Source organism: Desulfuromonadaceae bacterium (assembly GCA_019429445.1).
Taxonomy (GTDB): domain Bacteria; phylum Desulfobacterota; class Desulfuromonadia; order Desulfuromonadales; family JAHYIW01; genus JAHYIW01.
The window spans coordinates 23,619-42,636 of sequence record JAHYIW010000022.1; the positions used below are offsets into that span (position 1 = coordinate 23,619).

A 19,018-nucleotide genomic window follows, 5' to 3' on the forward strand; every position below is an offset into this window, starting at 1 on the left:
CAGGCATGCAATTACCAGGCAAAATTGATCGTTATATCGCTGCTGAAGTCGCGTGGCCCGCACTGCTGGGATTGGCGATTTTCACTTTGGTTTTACTCCTCGGTCGAATCGTCAAAATAATCGAACTGATCGTCGCCAAAGGGGTCGCATTGAGCGACATCCTGAACTTGTTGAGCTTCCTTCTGCCGACCTTCTTTTCGATCACCGTTCCCCTCGCGTTCCTGCTTGGCATCCTGCTCGGCTTCACCCGACTTTCGTCTGATTGTGAAATCATTGCTCTCAAGGCCTCCGGAGTCGGCCTCTCACGAATGCTCTGGCCGGTCGTTGCTCTGGCCCTGATCGCCTCATTACTCACTGCATGGTCGACCCTTTATGCCCAACCTCTGGCAAACCGGGCCTTCCGCGCAAAACTCTATGCGATTGCCAACCAGCACGTTGACGCAGGGCTGCAACCGGCTGTCTTCAACGATGATTTTAATGGTCTGATTATCTACGCGAACGCCATCGACGAACAGGGGCAGCTTCACGATATTTTTATTTCCGATGAACGTAACACGGGGAACGCCCCCCTCCTGCTGGCATCGTCTGGACGTATTGTCGCAAACAACGAACAAATGTCGCTCCAGCTTGAGTTGCAGGAGGGTTCAATTCATCGACGGCAACACGAAGCAGCCGCAGAAACATATCAACTGATTCAGTTCGGCGAATATCGGATCGATCTGGCCCTGGCAAGCGCTGCGTCCGGAGCAAAGCAGCCGCACTATAAAAACAAGGAACTCACCCTTGCTCAGTTGCTCGACAAATCGCGAACCGACCAGAATCAAGAACAGCAACGTTCAAGTCTGGCGGAATTCAATCAACGTTTGGCTCTCCCCTTTGCTCCGCTGCTGTTTTCACTCATCGGCATTCCTTTGGGGATTCAGTCAAGTCGTTCAGGACGCGGTGGCGGATTTACTCTTGCCCTCGTTATCGCCCTGGCCTATTTCATGTTGTTGACAACCGGCAGGACACTGGCCGAACAAAACCACCTTCCCGTCATCCTCTGCATGTGGCTGCCGAATATTGTTTTTCTTGTCCTGGGAGTCGCTCTTTTCCGACAGGCGTGTCATGAACGTCATTTTTTCCTGCTCACCTGGATATTAACCGGCATGGACATCCTGCTCTCCACTTTGCGGCGACGGGCAAAATGACATGAAACTTTTGACTCGCTATACACTGCGGACCTTCGTTCGTTATCTGATGTTGACCAGTGCAACATTCACATCACTTTACCTGCTGGTTGATTTTTTAGACAAAGTTGACGATTTTGTTGAAAATCATGCGGCGGGAGATCTCTACTTTTCCTACTTTGCGGCCCTGTTCCCCGGAGCATTGACGCAGATGATGCCGCTGGCAACCCTCCTGGCGGTTTTTTTAACCATCGGCGGATTCAACCGAACGGCTGAGTTAACCGCCATGATGGCCGGAGGGGTCGGCATCTGGCGGATTGTCCTCCCCCTGTGTCTCGCCGGGATGCTGATCTCGGGAGCGGTATTGCTGAGTAACGAGTTTGTCGTTCCGTGGGCCACGCGCAGTGCGAATCATATTCTGCGTGCGGAGGTTAAAGGAAAGGCAGAACTCTTTACCACGCGCGGTAAAATCTGGTTCAAACGGGAAAACAACTACATCAACGCCAAGTTCTTCAACGCGCAGGAGAAGCTGTTACAAAGTGTCAGGGTTTTTCAATTCGACGACAGTTCCCGCCTGATTCGGCGCATTGATGCAAAGTCCGCAAATTATCTCGATGCAGAGCAAACCTGGTTGTTACAAGAGTGCACAATCTATCGTTACGAGAATAACGGCAAAAACATCTCTCACTTTGACGAAGTGGACAAACTCACTTTCGATCTGGGCAAATCGGTCACCGATCTTAAAAATGTTGAGCCGAAACCGGAGGAGATGACCTACCAGCAACTTCGTGAATTCGTTGCCAGGTTGCAGGCGGAAGGATTTGCCCCCGGTCGCCACCGGGTGGCCATGTATCAGCACCTCGCGACCCCGTTTGCGTCGTTCGTCATGGTTCTGCTCGGCATTCCCTTCGCATTGAAGCGTGGGCGCAATTCGGGCATGGGGATCGGTATCGCGATCAGTGTGGCCGTGGCCGTAACCTATATCGTTGTCGACGCAACCGCTGCCGCACTGGGGACAACCGGTAAAGTACCCCCATTTCTCACGGTCTGGATCGCGAATCTGAGCTTTATCGTGCTTGCGATCATCCTGATGTTTCGGCGGCGTATCTGAATGGATCAATCTCATAAAAAAAGCACCGCCGAAGGGCGGTGCTTTTTTTATGAAAAAAACCATTATCATCAATATCGGTAATGACCCGGCTTATAAGGCCCTTCGACCGGAACATCGATATAGGCGGATTGCGCGGCGGTCAATGTCGTTAACCTGGCACCTACTTTTCCCAGATGCAGACGGGCCACCTTCTCATCGAGAATCTTCGGCAACACGTAGACCTGTTTTTCGTATTCAGCATATTCATTGAACAACTCGATCTGCGCAATCGTCTGATTTGCAAAACTGGCACTCATCACAAAACTTGGATGTCCGGTAGCACAACCCAGGTTAACCAGTCTTCCCTCGGCGAGCAGAATAATGCGCTTGCCGTTCGGAAAAACAATATGGTCAACCTGCGGTTTGATGTTGATCCACTCATAGCGGCGCAGTGAAGAGACATTAATTTCATTATCAAAATGTCCGATATTGCAGACGATCACCTGGTCTTTCATCGCCACCATATCATCATGATCAATCACATGGAAATTCCCCGTGGTGGTGACAAAGATATCCCCTTGCGCGGCGGCATCCTGCATTGTGACCACCCGGTAACCTTCCATCGCCGCCTGCAAGGCGCAGATCGGATCAATCTCGGTCACCCAGACGGTCGCACCCATCCCGCGGAACGCCTGAGCGCATCCTTTGCCAACGTCACCGTAGCCGAGGACAACACAAATCTTCCCGGCGATCATCACATCTGTCGCGCGCTTAATCCCGTCGATCAGTGATTCACGACAGCCGTAAAGATTATCAAACTTCGACTTCGTTACGGAGTCGTTAACATTCATCGCCGGGAAAAGGAGTGAACCGGCCTTTTCCATCTGATAGAGGCGATGCACGCCGGTGGTCGTCTCTTCCGTAACACCACGAATCGCGGTCGCCGCCTCGGTCCATTTGGTCGGATTGGCTGCAAAATTCTTTTGCAGCACCTTAAGCGCTTCGCTCCACTCGTCACTGTCATCGGCGGTCGGCTCGGGAACCGCGCCGGCCTTCTCAAATTCAACCCCCTTATGCACCAGCAGCGTTGCGTCGCCGCCGTCGTCAAGGATCATGTTCGGCCCCTTGCCGTCGGGCCAGGTGAGCACCTGCTCGGTACACCACCAGTATTCAGCAAGCGTTTCGCCCTTCCAGGCATAAACCGGAATCCCGCCTGCCGCGATTGCCGCCGCCGCGTGGTCCTGGGTTGAAAAGATATTGCATGAAGCCCAGCGGACTTCGGCCCCCAGATCAACCAGCGTTTCAATCAGTACGGCGGTCTGAATGGTCATGTGCAGCGAACCGGTAATCCGTGCGCCCTGTAGCGGTTGTGCCCCGCGAAACTCCTCGCGAATCGACATCAATCCCGGCATCTCGGTCTCGGCAATGGCAATTTCCTTGCGGCCCCACTCCGCCAGGGAGATGTCCGCAACCTTGTAATCGTTACTCATCAATTATGCTCCTCTTGATCGATTAATTCCGCAGTCAACACCTGTACTGCGGGAAGCTTGTTGCTGTTTTTCATCAATTTCAGGCTAACCAGACGATAACCGGCGAGTTGCAGCCAGTCTGTCAATTCCTGGCGGGTAAACCCCAGCCACTGGTCGGCCAGACGATCCCGAAACCACTCCAGCTGATGTCGTTCCAGCTCGGCGATCAGCACCCTGCCGCCGGGACGCAGCACCCGGCGTAGTTCGTTGAAAACTGTCGGCGGCTGGGGCGCGTGATGCAGTACCATGTTCAGGATCAAGGCATCGGCACTGTGGTCGGCGACAGGAAGATGTGTCATCTCGCCGAGGCGTAAATCGACATTGACCAGTTGATTATTTTCCACCCGGGTCCGGGCTTCATTGAGCATCGACGGCGAATGATCGATGCCGATAACCTGACGCGCCCGCAACGACAAATCGCCCAGCAAACTGCCGGTGCCAACCCCGACATCGACCACGGTTTCGACCTGCCCCAGTTGCTCCAGCAGCACCCCTTGGTAGCGATCCGCGACAATCATCTCTTTGGCCAGCCGATCCCACTCGCGCGCATGGTGGTCAAAAAAATCGCGGCTTTTGCGCTGCCGCTCATCCAGAATACGGGTAATCCCCTGTTGATCGGCGGGGTGCACTCCGTCGGTCGCGAGGTATTCTAGGATTGTCGGACACAACTGCTGAAAATAGTTATTCTTCCCGTCGAGGCGAAAATAGCTCCAGGTCCCCTGGCGCTGCACAGTGACGATTCCGGCATCCAGCAAAATCTTTAAGTGTCGCGAAATACGCGATTGCCCCATGGCGAGAATATCCGTCAATTCGCTTACGGTAAATTCTCCCTGAGCCAAAATCGCGACCAATCGCAGCCGCGTCACATCCGCCAATGACTTAAACAATTTAACCATAAATCAACTTTTCAAAAAATATAAATCAATTATTCCTGATGTATCATAACAATCAACATTGATCAATGTTTTTTACACCGTTCAAGCGGAAAGGGTGACAAATAAATCTCACTGTGATATCGAATTGTCTTCATGAATACTCACTTTCACCACACTCGAATCGAGAGGTTTGGACCATTGAACAATTTCGTGCTTTTCATCCTTCTCGCCCTTGCTGCGGGGATCTGTATCCCCACCCAATCGGGGATCAACGCGCAGCTGGCCACCTATGCAAAATCGTCCGTCTTTGCCGCCACGATCTCCTTTATTGTCGGTTCCCTTGCCCTGTTCCTCTATGTCGTCATTATGCGCATCCCGCTCCCTGTGGCTGCGCTTGGGGTGGCTCCCTGGTGGTGCTGGACCGGTGGCTTGCTCGGAGCGTTCTTTGTCGCCGTGACGATTTTTCTTGTCCCGCAACTAGGGGCAACCACCATGCTCAGCCTGGTCCTCGCGGGACAGATGGTGGCTTCACTGATCTACGATCACTACGGTGCGCTCGCCTTCCCGGTGCATCCCATCAGCCCGCTGCGTATTATCGGTGTACTCCTGATAGCGATTGGAGCGATTCTGATAAAAAAGTTTTAATCGCTCAAAAGCACTGCTCAACAGCACAACCACTATCGATCTTCGACGGCCACGGCTTATCCTTGACGCACTACCATTCACCACGTAGACTACCCAACATTCGCCAATGTATCATGCAACAACCAGCTTTGAAGGATGCAACCGTGCCCTTAATTTCCGCGAGCACACCTATTCTGTCTTTTACAACCTGTGCCTGATTACCTGTGGTTCCCTGCTCTATGCACTGGCGATCAAAGGGATTGCATTGAATCACAACTTCATTCCTGCCGGTCTCTTTGGTATCTCTGTCCTGATCCTGCAAATCACCGGCCTGCTTGATGCGGGCAGCTGGTATATTATCTTCAACCTCCCGATGTTCGCCCTTGCCTGGACCATGATCAGCCGTCGTTTTTTACTTTACAGCCTTTTTGCCATGCTCGTTACCGGCCTCTCCTATGCACTGTTGCCGTTTAACTTCGTCATCAACAACCAGCTCTATGCAGCGGTCAGCTGCGGGGCTCTCTCTGGTGCGGGGGGCGGCATTGTGCTGCGTTCGCTCGGTTCAAACGGCGGCATCGATGTTCTCGCCGTAATCCTGTTTCAACGTTTCAACCTCGGGATTGGTCGTTTCTATCTGATTCTCAACCTGGTTCTTTTTGCAATTTGTTGCTTTACCCTGGATGCCGATCTGGTCATCGTCTCGCTGATCATGGCCTTCGTCTCCGCCAAAATTGTCGATCAGGTTCTGGCGATGTTCAGCGAACGTAAAATGACCCTGGTGATCTCCCGCCAGTCACAACAGATCGCCGACGAGGTGCTCGAAAAACTGAAGATCGGGTCGACCTTCCTGAAAGGCACCGGCGCCTTCAATAAAAAACAGCAACGGGTGCTGATGACGGTGATCAACAACATTCAGCTCAAGCGTCTGGAAGAGATCGTTTTCATGCACGATCCTGATGCGCTTTTTATTGTTGAAAATACCTTCAACGTCATTGGTTCTTCTTTTTCAAAACGCAAAATCTATTAATCATCCACACGTTGCACCCGTCCAGAAACAGGTTATGATGCAAACATGAATCGACGACAGATCACAAAAATCGGCCTTACCGGAGTGATCCTGTTTTTGCTGACAGCAACCTGCTACCAGCCGCTTAACACTCCCATCTATAACAACGCGTCGTTTCAGGCGATTGATGCCCAGGCAACCGGGTTTCTTGATGATTCGTTGAACAAGGCATTACTGGCTTTTGCTGCCGCTCGCACCACAAATGCCGTTCTCTCGTTGCTTCAGGACAGTGAACTTTCCCTCCCGCTGGTGACCATTGCGGTCGGCGAAATTCTTGACCCACTCAACGATCTGGTCGAACGTTTTTCCTGGGTCATGCTCGTCAGTCTGACGTCTATCGGCGTGCAGAAATTTCTCCTCAATATCGGCCCGTGGGTTGCCGTCAATCTGCTTTTACCCTTGTCGCTGGGATTTTTTCTTTTTTCCCTTTGGGGACAGTGCGGTGTACGCACCTATGCCGCTCCGGTTGCCCGACGACTTCTCTTTGTTGCACTGTTTGTGCGTTTTTGCGTACCGGCAACAGCCTGGGTCAACGCGCAAACGTATCATCTCTTTCTTGACAGCGACTACCAGGTTGCCGCCGGGCAAGTCGAGCAAAACGCTGCACAATTAAAAGCACTTCAACAGGAACTGGTGGTAGAATCCGAAGGGGACAGGGGACTTTGGCAACGCACCAAAGATGCTGTGAGCGGGGTATTCAGCCCTGCTGAGTGGAACAAACGCTTCAGAAAAATTGAAGCTTCCGCGTCTGCCATGATCGAAAGTTTTCTTAAATTGATCGTGGTATTTTTGCTGCAAACGATCCTGCTCCCGTTATTGTTCCTTTGGGGACTGGTGCAGCTCTTTAAATTTTTAAGCGGCAGTCCATTACTGCCGAAGATTGAAGAACAGATTGTGGCGAAGCTGATCGGTGCACACACACCCTCCGCCAATCAGGCGGCAGAAGAATCTTCACCGCTATCACCGTCCGGCGGTTGAACAACCCGCAAGCCGACCAGTGCCAACGTCGCCCTTGGAGCCTGTCCGAGAATAAGGGCCGCAGCGAAAATCCAGAAGTTTGAGGGCAGATTTCAGCTCATTTGCAGCCTAGCTATGGGGCAAAAAGGAGCTGAAATATAAGCCAAACAGCTGGGTTTGCAGCCGGTCATTCATTCTCGGACAGACTCCTGGTAAACAGCTGATGGTTGAATTCAGTAAATGATGATGTAGCCGTGCTTCGTTGCTATTGAACTGATTTCCAGCACATCATCAATCCGGTATTCACTGCCATCAAGACGGAAGGTATAACCGCCTTCGGGGTGTTCTTCGGCAAGGCTGATCAGATATTCAAACATGGCGGTTTTGACTGTTTCCATCTCCAAGGCTCCACTACGCAATCAGTCAATCGGACGGCCAATGCGCCCGAAACGAGGGAAAAATTTGTCTGCATCCCATGACCAGTATTTGATAAAAGCCAATCCTTTGAGCGCGTCATAAGCAACGAACCCCCAAAAACGGCTGTCATAAGAACGATCACGATTGTCCCCCATGACAAACAAACTCTCCGGCGGGACGACGACGGGACCAAAGTTGTCGCGCGGGCTGAGGGTCTGTGGAAGGACATTCGGTTCCTTGAACACGGCCTGCTCCAGTGCCAATGGTTGCCCATTGACAAAAACCTGCTTGTTACTTATCTCAATCTTGTCGCCGGGGACACCGATCACGCGTTTAATAAAATCCCGCCGCTTGAAGTACGATTGATCGCGATCTTCCGGAAACTCAAAAACCACTACATCACCACGCTGCGGCTCACGAAGCACCAGAAAACGTTCATCGATAAAAGGAAGTTTCGTCCCGTAAATAAATTTGTTGACCAGCAGATGATCACCGATCAACAACGTATCTTCCATCGATCCAGAAGGGATTTTATACGCCTGAACAACCAGCGAACGAATCACCAGCGCCAGTAAAGCGGCAACAATAATCGCCTCGACCCACTCCCGCACCTTTGATTTATGCGTTTTTTTCGACACCGCGGGCGTCGGTTCTTCTCCAGCGTTTTCTTCTTGCACAGCAGGATCTTTTGTTATCATTTTTGTTCCTTTACTTTAAGGATTGCAAGGAATGCTTCCTGAGGCAATTCAACGCTGCCGACCTGCTTCATGCGCTTTTTCCCCTCTTTCTGCTTCTCCAGTAGTTTGCGTTTCCGGCTGATATCACCACCGTAGCACTTGGCGGTCACGTCCTTGCGCAGGGCTTTGACCGTCTCGCGGGCAATCACCTTGTTGCCGATCGCCGCCTGAATCGCCACTTCGAACTGCTGGCGCGGAATAAATTCCTTCATTTTTGCCGCCAGTTCGCGACCGCGATACTGCGCCTTGTCGCGGTGCACGATCAGCGACAGGGCATCAATAACTTCACCATTGATCATGATATTGAGTCGTGTCAGTTCGCTGCGGCGGTAATCGAGCGGTTCATAATCAAGGGAAGCATAACCGCGGGTAATTGTTTTGAGACGGTCATAGAAATCCATCACGACTTCATTGAGCGGCAATTCGTAAACCACCATCACCCGTGTCGCGGTAAGATATTTAATTTCGCGCTGGATGCCGCGTTTTTCTTCGCAGAGGGCAAGGACACCACCGACAAACTCATTCGGCACATGAATCGAGGCGAGGATAAATGGCTCCTCAATCTTTTCGATAAGCTGTACTTCGGGAAGGTTATTGGCACTTTCAACGGACATCTGGTCACCCCTGACCGTGGTAACTTTATAGACAACGGTCGGTGCCGTAGTAATCAGATCGACGCCAAATTCACGTTCCAGACGCTCCTGGATGATCTCCATATGCAGCAGCCCGAGAAAGCCGCAACGGAAACCGAAACCAAGGGCCAGCGACGTTTCCGGCGTGAAAGAAAAAGATGCGTCGTTAAGGCTGAGCTTTTCCATCGCGTCACGCAGGGAATCGTAATCACCGCTGTCGATCGGATAAAACCCAGAAAAAACCATCGGCTTGACCTCTTTAAACCCTTCGAGAGCAACCGTAGCGCCCTGTTTTTCATGGGTAATCGTGTCGCCCACCTTGGCGTCCTTGACCCCCTTGATACTGGCGATAATGAAACCAACCTCGCCCGCAGCCAATTGCGGCAATTCGACCAGATGGGGAGCAAAGGCACCGACTTTCTGCACCTCATAACAACGCCCGGTCGCCATCAGCCGGATCCTCTCCCCCTTGAGCAAGGTCCCGTCAATCACCCGCACCAGAACAATAACCCCCTGATAAGAGTCATACCAAGAGTCAAACACCAGAGCCTTCAACGGAGCGGCGATATTGCCATTGGGGGCAGGAATTTTGTGAATGATCGCTTCAAGAATCTCGGCGATCCCGATCCCCTCTTTGGCGCTGGCAGAAATCGTCTCACTGGTGTCGAGACCGATGATTTCTTCAATTTCCTCTTTGACTTTTTCCGGCTCGGCACTGGGCAGATCAATTTTGTTCAGCACCGGCAGCACTTCGAGATTTTGATCGATCGCCAGATAAACATTGGCCAGTGTTTGCGCCTCAACCCCTTGTGACGCATCGACAACCAGCAGCGCCCCTTCACAAGCCTTGAGCGAGCGACTGACCTCATAGGTAAAATCTACATGTCCCGGAGTATCGATCAGATTGAGAATATAATTCTTGCCATCGGCAGCCCGGTATTTCAGACGTACCGCCTGCGCTTTGATGGTAATTCCGCGTTCACGTTCCAGCTCCATCTTATCGAGAAACTGGTTGGTTTTTTCACGCTCGGTGAGCGTTCCGGTTGCTTCCAGCAAGCGGTCAGCAAGGGTCGATTTACCGTGATCAATATGGGCAATAATCGAAAAATTTCGTATCAGGCTGCAATCCATCGGGTTCCTTTACTGTGCGCTGAGGGCAGTTGATAAAGGTAATGATTTTTAAGGGATTTGTAAAGAAGAAAGGAGGACAAATTCGGTGCGCACGAGGATTGGTGGCAGTAATAGCGGATGGATTTGAGCCTGGCGGTTACTGATACTGATTAAAGGATGACTTGATTTGATGATATCAATCGCTGATAATGCGGTGAACTTTAAACCCGATTGTATTGTCAGGAGCAAATAAGCATGAAAAGAGTATTGACGTCCCTTGTTCTTCTGTCCCTGTTCATTCCGCTGACCACACTGGCACAAAGCCGTGCCGGTCAGGTCAGCATGGAGTTCGACCTGAGCGCACAACCGGTCGGCGAAATCGTGAAACTCTGGATCCCCTACCCGGTGTCAGATCAGCATCAGCAGGTCAGCACGATTCGCCTCAGCGGTGACTACGCCGCGACAGGCGTTTACACCGTCCAGATGAACGGCACGCCGCTGCTCTACGCCGAATGGCCGCAAGGGAGCAAGAGTCGCAAGCTGAATCTTACCTTTGACGTCGAGCGCAAGGAGCTGCGACGCGGTGCACTGCCGATTCATGAGCCGGCCTGGAACCGCGCCGATTACGCCGAGTATCTCACTCCGACCCGTCTTGCCCCGATCGATGGAGCAGTCAAGGAACTGGCCGATACAATCGTTGCCAACAAGACGACCGTTCTGGAACGGAGCAAGGCGATCTACGACTGGACCGTTGAAAATATGTACCGTGACGCCACTACCGTCGGCTGCGGCAAAGGGGATGTCTGCTTTCTGTTGCAAAAACCGGGCGGCAAATGCACCGATATCTCCTCGGTTTACATCGCTCTCAGTCGTGCGGCGGGAGTTCCGGCCCGCGAGGTTTTCGGCCTGCGCCTCGGCAAAAAGAGTGAACAGGATATTACCGGCTGGCAGCACTGCTGGGCTGAATTTTTTCTCCCCGATCATGGCTGGGTGCCGGTCGACCCGGCTGACGTCCTCAAGGCAATACTGGTGGAGAAGCTGACACTCGACAGTCCGCGTGTCACCGAACTGCGCGACTATTTCTGGGGCGGCATCGATGCATATCGCTTCAAACTCGCCAGCGGCCGCGATCTGACTCTCAATCCCGCCCAAGTCGGCCCGCCGCTCAACACCTTCGGCTACCCCTATGCCGAGGTCGGCGGCAAACCGCTCGACTTCTATGACGCCAGGAATTTTGTTTATCGCTTTAATTTTAAAGAGATTTAAAAAACTCGGAGGGACACGTCGGTCAGCGTAATCAAAAATAATTTCATTTCTTGCAGGCCGGACAACCGGTTTGCTGTCCGTGACGTCGATGTTCAGGATATTCGCGACAGTGCTGCGGTTTTACCGCGTTGATCGAGCAGAGATACCCCCGCTGTTCCGGCAGTTCCTGCAACCACGGGCAGCGATCGACGTCGTCCCCGGTTTCCGGATCGACCCAGGCGGTGTGAAGCAAATTCCCATGCCCGAGGTCGAGGGTTTCGACCCAGGCGAGCAGATCGTCACGCCCTTCCCGCCGCCACAAGTCGAGATCGGCGTCGCTGACACACCCCCGATAGGCATCGACCAGATTGAGACAGCAATGCCCGCAGAGCAGGCAGCTAAATTCCGCCTCGGTCATCGCACCGCCGCCTTGCCTTGTCGCTTTTCAGCGATGAAAACCACATGCCGATAACCGCCGCGCCCCGGTCGCTGATGACTGGTGGAAAATCCCGCGTTGCGTAAACGCTTGTCAAACCCTTCGTCGTAGTTTTCTCCCCAGATTGTGAAGAGCCCCCCCGCTTTGAGCGCCGCATACACATGGGCGATAGCGCGGCTGCCGTAGAGTGGATCATGCACCTTGTCGGTCTTGTGATGTGGCCCTGTGTAGAGATCGAACACCACCGCGTCGTAGCTGCCCTGCCCCGCGCCGTGCGCCGTCTCGCGCACCAGTTCGGCAACGTCGCCGACGGCGACCGTCACGCGTGGGTCGCTGACCGCATTGTCGGTAAGGAGCGCCAACGGACCACGGCACCACTGAACAACCACCGGGTTGAGCTCGGCGACGACCACCTGGGCCGTTACGGGGAGACCGTCGAGGACCGCCCTGAGTGTGAACCCCATGCCGAGTCCGCCGACCAGCACGCGCGGGGCAGCATGGTCGCGCAGCTGACGACAGCCGAGCTCGCCCAGCACCACTTCAGAGCGGTTCGACAGGCTGTTCATCAGCACCAGCCCGCCGACGGTAATCAAAAAATCTTGCGCGCCGCGCTGGCGCAATTCCAGCACCCCCTCGGCGGTGTCGATACGGTCGATTGTTTTCCAGGGTTGTGCCATCGGAGCCTCACAGACGGGATAGAGATTATTCGCGCCGCATTATGCCTCAAATCTGCCCGCAAAACCGTAAAAAAGACGCGCTGGCGCAATAAAGTGTCGATAAGGGATTGCTGTCAAACGACAAAGAGTGCTATAAATACTCTCCGCGAGCCATGGGTTGCCCCATGGTTCTTTTATTTTTTCAGCAAAGGACATTCAGTATTATGATCAGCGCCACCAATATCGCTCTCGCCTACGGCAAGAAAATTATTTTTAAAGACGTCAATATCAAATTCACCCCCGGCAACTGCTACGGCCTCATCGGCGCCAACGGCGCCGGTAAATCGACCTTCCTGAAAATCCTCGCCGGTGAACTCGAAGCCGACAAGGGCACGGTCAGCGTCGGCTCCGGGCAGCGCATCGCCATACTTCGCCAGGATCACTTCGCCTTCGACGAACATACCGTGTTCGACACCGTCATCATGGGGCACGAACACCTCTACCAGGTAATGAGCGAACGTAACGCGATCTACGCCAAAGAAGAGTTCAGTGAAGCGGACGGGGTTCGTTCCGGGGAACTGGAAGCGGAGTTTGCCGAGCTCAACGGCTACGAAGCCGAAGCGGAGGCGGCGGTGCTGCTCAACGGTCTCGGCATCCCCGAGGAACTGCGCCAGAAGCAGATGAAGGCGCTGGAAGGGAGTGACAAGGTGCGGGTGCTGCTCGCCCAGGCGCTGTTCGGCAATCCCGACGTGCTGCTGCTCGACGAACCGACCAACCACCTCGACCTCAAGGCGATTCGCTGGCTCGACGAATTTCTCTCCCGTTTCCAGAATACGGTGATCGTCGTTTCCCATGATCGCCATTTTCTCAATCAGGTCTGCACCCACGTCGCTGATATCGATTTCAGCAAGATCACCGTCTATGTCGGCAACTACGACTTCTGGTATCAGGCCAGCCAGCTGAACCTGAAGCAGAAGCAGGACGAGAACCGCAAGGTCACCGACAAGGCCAATGAGCTCAAGGAGTTCATCCAGCGCTTTTCCTCCAACGCCTCCAAGGCGAAGCAGGCCACGTCACGAAAAAAGTTGCTGGAGAAGCTCACCGTTGAGGAAATGCCGGTCTCCTCGCGTAAATATCCCTTCGTCGTCTTCAAACCGGAGCGCCCCTGCGGCGATATCGTGCTGGAGATCAAGGACCTGAGCAAAACGATTGATGGCGTGCAGATTCTCGACCAGCTCACGCTGAATATCGGTCCCGGTGACAAGGTCGCCTTCGTCGGCGGCGACGGCCTCGCCAAAACCACCCTCTTTCAGATCCTGGCCAAAGAAGTCAAGCCGGACAGCGGCACGTTCCGCTGGGGCGTCACCATCACTCCGGCCTATTTCCCCCGCGAAAATGCCGCCTATTTCGCCAATGAGATGAATCTGATCGAGTGGTTGTGTCAGTTCGCGCCGGGCGAAGGGGAAAACTTTGCGCGCGGTTTTCTCGGCAAGATGCTCTTTTCCGGCGAAGAGGCGACCAAACAGACCTCGGTCCTCTCCGGCGGTGAGCGGGTGCGCTGCATGCTCTCGAAAATGATGCTGGCCGCCGCCAACACGCTGATCTTCGACGAGCCGACCAATCACCTGGATCTCGAATCGATCACCGCCCTCAACAATGCCCTGATCGACTATAAGGAGGTGCTGCTCTTCGCCTCCCACGACCACGAATTCGTCGCCACCATCGCCAACCGCATCATTGAGTTTACACCGGGGGGGATTATCGACCGTAAAATGCGTTTTGAGGAATACTGTGAGGATCCACGCGTTGCCGCGGAACGCGCCGCCCTCTGTCAGGGGGAAGCCGAGCTAAAATTGTAACGCGCTCCAAACACCGAGAGGGCAGCCGAACGGCTCCCCTCTCTTATGACCTATCACTTGTCACTGTTTATTTCTCGTGACAGGACAGACAGAGCGCGGAGCCCCGGTTGGATATTTTCAGTAAGCCAAACTCGCCGTTATGGGGATCGTGACAGTCCACGCAGGCAACCTGCCCATGATTGCCGTGTAGCACGGCCGTGCCGGACGGCGCTGCGTCCTGCGCCTGCATGTCATCATGACAGTCGACGCAGCTGCTGCTGAGCATACCGTCAGTCGTGGGACGATCTGCGGCATGGCAATCGCGGCAGACCTCCCGGCAGTCGGCATCCGTGCGCTCAATGCAGGCGGCGATCCGCTGATGAAAACCGTCCGTTGCAAAAGCCAGCGTCGCCGATACAAGGCACAACAGCATTAACGTTGCAATTGTCCGCCACATACATCGTTACTCCAGTTAAGATCATTGATCGATTGCTGCACTCTAACGCAACAGCGTATATTTTCAAGGGGTCGTCAGTCCAACGCCTTATACTCGACCTTGACGATCTCCAGTTCCGAAGTCCCGCCGGGCGTCGCAAAGGTCACACTGTCCCCTGCCGATTTGCCCAGCAACGCCCGCCCGATCGGCGACGTCCAGCTGACGCGTCCGCAGGCCGGGTCAAATTCATCGACCCCGACAATACTGTACACCTTCTCATCGCCGTCAACATTTTCAACCGTTACCGTACAACCGAACAGCACCCGGCCGTTAGCCACCGGCTGCTGCGCGACCGGATCGACAATCAACGCCGCTTCGAGCCGTTTGGTCAGGAAGCGGATCCGCCCGTCATACTGACGCAACTTCCGCTTGGCGTAATGATAGTCGGCATTCTCGCTGCGGTCGCCGTTACTCGCCGCCCAGGCGGCGGTCTGCACCATCTCGGGACGCAAGGTGTAGAGCGTTTCCTTGAGCTCGGCACGTAAGCGCTGCGCGCAGGCGGGGGTCATGTAAACCGGAGGACTCACCAGTCACTCCGTTGCGCAGCGAGATAGAGCTTTTCCACCCGCTTGCGCGCCCAGGGCGTGCGGCGCAGAAACTTCAGGCTCGACTTGATCGAGGGGTTACTGATGAAACAATTGATTTCAATATTTCGCGCCAGCTCCTCCCAACCATAATGTTCGGCCAGGGTGATTACGATCTGTTCCAACGTCACGCCGTGCAAAGGGTCGTTCATAGGATGTCACTCACTTTTAATTTCACCTGGTTCGCCCCCCACGGCGACCTGCCGTAGGTGAAGCTTTGGCGGTCGTCGTCTTTTTTCCCCCGGGTTTTCTGCTCTTGGTCGAGACCTGTTTCTTCACCGCTTTTTTGGGCTTGGGAGCAACCTTCTCTGTCTTGGGCAAAGTGGCCTTCGGCATGGATCCACCTGTGGCGGACTTACTTTTTTTCACCACCATCCCGCGTTTGACGGCAATTTCTGGAAAGTCTGCTACCGTCCTGATCGGGATGACGTAGCCGAGCAGTTTTTCTATCGCCTGCAACAGCAGTTGCTCGGCCGGGCCAACGAGGGAGAGCGCGACGCCAGCTTCTCCGGCCCGCCCGGTGCGACCGATCCGATGCACATAGTCTTCAGCAACCTGCGGCAATTCGTAATTCACCACGTATGGCAGATGCTGAATATCAAGCCCGCGCGCCGCCACGTCAGTCGCCACCAGTACCCGCAATTCCCCTCGTTTGAATTCCGCCAACGTCCGGGTGCGGATTGACTGGCTCTTGTTGCTGTGAATCGGTGCAGCCTTGATGCCGTCAAACAATAATTCCGCCGTCAACTGATCGGCACCGTAGCGGGTGCGGGTAAAGACCAGCACCTGTTGCCACTCCCCGGTACGGATCAGATGGGAAAGCATTTCCCGTTTGCGACTGCGCTCGACCGGATACACGGCCTGGTCAACAGCAGTGGCGGCAATATTTGGTTTTGCAACTTCAATCCGCCGCGGTTGATCAAGAAGCTCATCGGCCAACTGTTTGATGCTTTGTGAATAGGTGGCCGAAAATAACAGGTGTTGACACGGTTCAGGCAAGTACTCCGCCACCCTGAGGATATCGTCGATAAACCCGAGATCGAGCATGCGGTCAGCCTCGTCCAGCACCAGAAACTCGATTTCACTCAGATTGATGGTCCGCCGTTCGGCGTGATCGAGCAGGCGTCCCGGTGTCGCAACGACAATATCAATCCCCCGTTCCAGCCGCTGCATCTGCGGTCGGATGTTCACCCCGCCGTAGATCATGGTCGAGCGCAACGCCAGGCGACGTCCGTAATATTGCAGCTGATCACTGACCTGCGCCGCCAGTTCCCGGGTCGGCACCAGCACCAGCGCGCGCGGACGACGGTGTCTGCGCTTTGGTGCCTTTTCACTCAGCTTTTGCACAATCGGCAGAGCAAACGCCGCTGTTTTACCAGTACCGGTCTGCGCCCCCGCGAGCAGATCGCACCCCTCGAAAATAACCGGGATTGCCTCCCGCTGAATCGGAGTCGGGGTGGTATACCCCTGGGCGGAAATCGCAGTCAGCAGTTCGGCACAAAGGCCGAGAGAATCAAAAGACATGATAATTCCCTTAGTGTCATAGAGTATATTCAATGTTGCACTCGCAAAAAAGAATTAAGTGGCTAAGCAAAAATTTCGTCCGACAAGGCTTGGTTGTTATGTGAAGGGTGGAGATGCTACCACAGGGGCGTCGCTTACGGTGAAAGAATTTACATCACAAAATCTGGCTCAAGAACAGCTTAGTGCGGTCATTCTGCGGATGATCGAAAAACTCCTGCGGACTGTTCTGCTCAACGATCTGCCCCTCATCCATGAACATCACCCGGTCGGCGACGCTCTTGGCAAACCCCATCTCATGGGTCACCACCAGCATCGTCATCCCTTCTTCGGCGAGATCGATCATCACATCGAGCACTTCCTTGATCATCTCGGGATCGAGGGCGGAGGTCGGCTCGTCAAAAAGCATGACCTTGGGGTTCATGCACAGGCTGCGGGCAATCGCCACCCGCTGCTGTTGCCCGCCGGAGAGTTGACCGGGAAACTTTTCAGCCTGCTCGGCAATCCGCACCTTCTCCAGATAGCGCATTGCCGCTTCTACGGCCTCTCTCTTCGGGGTTTTGCGCACCCAGATCGGACCAAGGGTCAGATTTTCAAGGATCGTCAGATGCGGAAAAAGGTTGAAGTGCTGAAAGACCATCCCGACCTCCGCCCTGACCTTTTCGATATTCTTGATGTCGTTGGTCAGTTCGATTCCATCGACAATGATCTGCCCCTTCTGGTGTTCCTCCAGGCGATTGAGACAACGGATCATGGTTGATTTTCCTGAACCGGACGGCCCGCAGATAACGATCCTTTCCTGCGCTATTACTTTCAGGTTGATATCTTTCAACACATGAAAATCACCGAACCACTTGTGCATGCCGATCACTTCAATGATCGGTTGCTCCGAATTTTCCTGCAGCATGTCGTTGTGCTCGTGCATAGCTCTTTCACCTTTTGCGTCAGTGCCCGGCATGCAGTTCCTTTTCCAACCGACGACTGTAGCTGGTCATTGCATAACAGCAAACAAAATAAAGTACCGCCAGAAACAGGTAAGCCTCGCTGGAATACCCCATCCACTGGGGGTTGGATAACGTCACCTTGGTGGTTTTGAGAACGTCATAAAGTGCGATAATCACCACCAGCGAGGTATCCTTGAATGCCGAGATGAGGATCCCGACACTCGGCGGAATGACAATTTTCAAGGCTTGCGGCAAGACAATCAGCCGCATCGTTTTGGCGTAGCTCAGCCCCAGCGCATTGGCCGCCTCATATTGACCGGCGGGGATGGCCTGCAACCCGCCGCGCACCACCTCGGCAATGTAGGCGGCAGCAAAGAGAATAATCGCCACCTGTGCCCGTAACACCTTGTCAAACGAGACACCCTCGGGCAAAAAGAGCGGGAACATCACCGAGGACATAAAGAGCAGACTGATGAGCGGCACACCGCGAATCAGTTCAATATACACAACACAGACGGATTTAATGCCAATTAGCTTGGAACGCCGCCCCAGCGCCAGCAGCACGCCCAGCGGGTAGGCACCGACCATGCCGAACAATGCAAGCATCAGCGTCAGCGGGAAGCCACTCCATTGCGCGGTCTCAACTACCGGCATGCCGAACACCCCGCCGTGCATCAGCCCCCCCATCACAATCAGCCCCAGCAACCAGTAGATGGCAAGCGACTGTCGCCAGTGTTGGCGATTTTTGGAGTAGAAGACCAACGCAAAAAGGAGCAACATCGCCGTGAGAGGGCGCCATTGCTCCCCCTCCGGGAAGAAACCAAAGAAAATAAAGCTGACGTTGTTGGGGATGATCGACCAGCAGGCACCTTCGATATCGCGACACGCTTCAGCACTGCTAAACCAGAGGCTGTCAATAAAAACCCAGCGGATCATCGGCGGAACAAAGAGCCAGAGCCCGTAGATAGTCACCAGTGTCAACAGGGAGTTGAAAATATTGTTGAACAGATTTTCCCGCAGCCAACCGATGACCCCGATATTACGGAGCGGTGGTTTCATCTGAGCGGCGTCTGTGTTCGATCCTGTGATCAT

The 19,018-nt window shown here is 54.0% G+C and carries 20 protein-coding genes; 7 read left to right on the top strand and 13 right to left on the bottom strand.

All coding sequences use genetic code 11. From position 1 onward, the window contains the following. Positions 1 to 5 precede the first annotated feature (5 nt). Together lptF and lptG are read left to right on the top strand one after the other, a co-directional pair. Positions 6 to 1,190, top strand: a complete 1,185-nt coding sequence (lptF, locus tag K0A93_09970; protein ID MBW6512418.1) for an LPS export ABC transporter permease LptF — start codon at positions 6 to 8, stop codon at positions 1,188 to 1,190. A gap of 1 nt (position 1,191) precedes the next feature. Next, on the top strand, positions 1,192 to 2,280 hold the full coding sequence (lptG, locus tag K0A93_09975; protein MBW6512419.1) for an LPS export ABC transporter permease LptG: 1,089 nt from the start codon (positions 1,192 to 1,194) through the stop codon (positions 2,278 to 2,280). A 68-nt stretch (positions 2,281 to 2,348) separates the two neighbouring features. Here lptG and ahcY read toward each other — a convergent pair whose 3' ends face one another. Both ahcY and K0A93_09985 read right to left on the bottom strand, forming a co-directional pair. After that, entirely contained in the window at positions 2,349 to 3,749 is a 1,401-nt protein-coding gene (ahcY, locus tag K0A93_09980) for an adenosylhomocysteinase (protein ID MBW6512420.1), read from the bottom strand. Further along, on the bottom strand, positions 3,749 to 4,684 hold the full coding sequence (locus K0A93_09985) for a metalloregulator ArsR/SmtB family transcription factor (GenBank protein MBW6512421.1): 936 nt from the start codon (positions 4,682 to 4,684) through the stop codon (positions 3,749 to 3,751). The genes ahcY and K0A93_09985 overlap by 1 nt, the downstream gene beginning before the upstream one ends. Positions 4,685 to 4,873: 189 nt before the next feature. On the opposite strand from K0A93_09985, the gene K0A93_09990 reads away from it, so the two are divergent. The 3 genes from K0A93_09990 (at position 4,874) to K0A93_10000 (ending at position 7,331) form a co-directional block, all read left to right on the top strand. Beyond that, complete coding sequence (locus K0A93_09990) at positions 4,874 to 5,308, top strand: DMT family transporter (GenBank protein ID MBW6512422.1); 435 nt, start codon at positions 4,874 to 4,876, stop codon at positions 5,306 to 5,308. A gap of 106 nt (positions 5,309 to 5,414) precedes the next feature. Next, complete coding sequence (locus tag K0A93_09995; GenBank protein ID MBW6512423.1) at positions 5,415 to 6,314, top strand: YitT family protein; 900 nt, start codon at positions 5,415 to 5,417, stop codon at positions 6,312 to 6,314. A 45-nt stretch (positions 6,315 to 6,359) separates the two neighbouring features. Then, complete coding sequence (locus K0A93_10000; GenBank protein ID MBW6512424.1) at positions 6,360 to 7,331, top strand: hypothetical protein; 972 nt, start codon at positions 6,360 to 6,362, stop codon at positions 7,329 to 7,331. 212 nt (positions 7,332 to 7,543) lie between these two features. Here the strand turns inward: K0A93_10000 and K0A93_10005 are convergent, their stop codons facing one another. From K0A93_10005 to lepA, 3 genes are read right to left on the bottom strand one after another with little or no spacing between them, the layout of a single operon-like run. Beyond that, positions 7,544 to 7,708: a hypothetical protein gene (locus K0A93_10005; protein MBW6512425.1), complete on the bottom strand. Its 165-nt coding sequence runs from the start codon at positions 7,706 to 7,708 to the stop codon at positions 7,544 to 7,546. A gap of 21 nt (positions 7,709 to 7,729) precedes the next feature. Next, positions 7,730 to 8,425 (bottom strand): signal peptidase I, encoded by a 696-nt coding sequence (gene lepB / locus K0A93_10010; GenBank protein ID MBW6512426.1) that lies wholly within the window; start codon positions 8,423 to 8,425, stop codon positions 7,730 to 7,732. Next, positions 8,422 to 10,227, bottom strand: a complete 1,806-nt coding sequence (gene lepA / locus K0A93_10015) for a translation elongation factor 4 (protein MBW6512427.1) — start codon at positions 10,225 to 10,227, stop codon at positions 8,422 to 8,424. Before lepA ends, lepB begins: the two co-directional genes overlap by 4 nt. A gap of 234 nt (positions 10,228 to 10,461) precedes the next feature. On the opposite strand from lepA, the gene K0A93_10020 reads away from it, so the two are divergent. Then, positions 10,462 to 11,472, top strand: coding sequence for a transglutaminase-like domain-containing protein (locus K0A93_10020; protein MBW6512428.1), 1,011 nt, complete (start codon positions 10,462 to 10,464; stop codon positions 11,470 to 11,472). Positions 11,473 to 11,515: 43 nt separating this feature from the next. Here the strand turns inward: K0A93_10020 and K0A93_10025 are convergent, their stop codons facing one another. Together K0A93_10025 and K0A93_10030 are read right to left on the bottom strand one after the other, a co-directional pair. Then, positions 11,516 to 11,869: a YkgJ family cysteine cluster protein gene (locus K0A93_10025; GenBank protein MBW6512429.1), complete on the bottom strand. Its 354-nt coding sequence runs from the start codon at positions 11,867 to 11,869 to the stop codon at positions 11,516 to 11,518. Beyond that, complete coding sequence (locus K0A93_10030) at positions 11,866 to 12,564, bottom strand: spermidine synthase (protein ID MBW6512430.1); 699 nt, start codon at positions 12,562 to 12,564, stop codon at positions 11,866 to 11,868. The genes K0A93_10025 and K0A93_10030 overlap by 4 nt, the downstream gene beginning before the upstream one ends. 203 nt (positions 12,565 to 12,767) lie before the next feature. Here K0A93_10030 and K0A93_10035 point away from each other — a divergent pair, with 203 nt between their 5' ends. Next, positions 12,768 to 14,402: an ATP-binding cassette domain-containing protein gene (locus tag K0A93_10035; protein MBW6512431.1), complete on the top strand. Its 1,635-nt coding sequence runs from the start codon at positions 12,768 to 12,770 to the stop codon at positions 14,400 to 14,402. Positions 14,403 to 14,469: 67 nt separating this feature from the next. On the opposite strand, the gene K0A93_10040 is transcribed toward K0A93_10035, so the two are convergent. The 6 genes from K0A93_10040 to K0A93_10065 all read right to left on the bottom strand — a co-directional run bounded on the left by K0A93_10040 (position 14,470) and on the right by K0A93_10065 (position 19,018). Next, on the bottom strand, positions 14,470 to 14,838 hold the full coding sequence (locus K0A93_10040; protein MBW6512432.1) for a cytochrome c3 family protein: 369 nt from the start codon (positions 14,836 to 14,838) through the stop codon (positions 14,470 to 14,472). 74 nt (positions 14,839 to 14,912) lie between these two features. Further along, positions 14,913 to 15,386, bottom strand: a complete 474-nt coding sequence (gene greB, locus K0A93_10045; GenBank protein ID MBW6512433.1) for a transcription elongation factor GreB — start codon at positions 15,384 to 15,386, stop codon at positions 14,913 to 14,915. A 14-nt stretch (positions 15,387 to 15,400) separates the two neighbouring features. Next, positions 15,401 to 15,613 (bottom strand): VF530 family protein, encoded by a 213-nt coding sequence (locus K0A93_10050; protein ID MBW6512434.1) that lies wholly within the window; start codon positions 15,611 to 15,613, stop codon positions 15,401 to 15,403. A 22-nt stretch (positions 15,614 to 15,635) separates the two neighbouring features. Continuing rightward, a complete protein-coding gene (locus K0A93_10055) occupies positions 15,636 to 16,985 on the bottom strand; it encodes a DEAD/DEAH box helicase (protein ID MBW6512435.1) in 1,350 nt (449 codons plus the stop codon). A gap of 154 nt (positions 16,986 to 17,139) precedes the next feature. Next, a complete protein-coding gene (locus tag K0A93_10060; protein MBW6512436.1) occupies positions 17,140 to 17,862 on the bottom strand; it encodes an amino acid ABC transporter ATP-binding protein in 723 nt (240 codons plus the stop codon). 64 nt (positions 17,863 to 17,926) lie between these two features. Then, positions 17,927 to 19,018 (bottom strand): amino acid ABC transporter permease, encoded by a 1,092-nt coding sequence (locus K0A93_10065; protein ID MBW6512437.1) that lies wholly within the window; start codon positions 19,016 to 19,018, stop codon positions 17,927 to 17,929.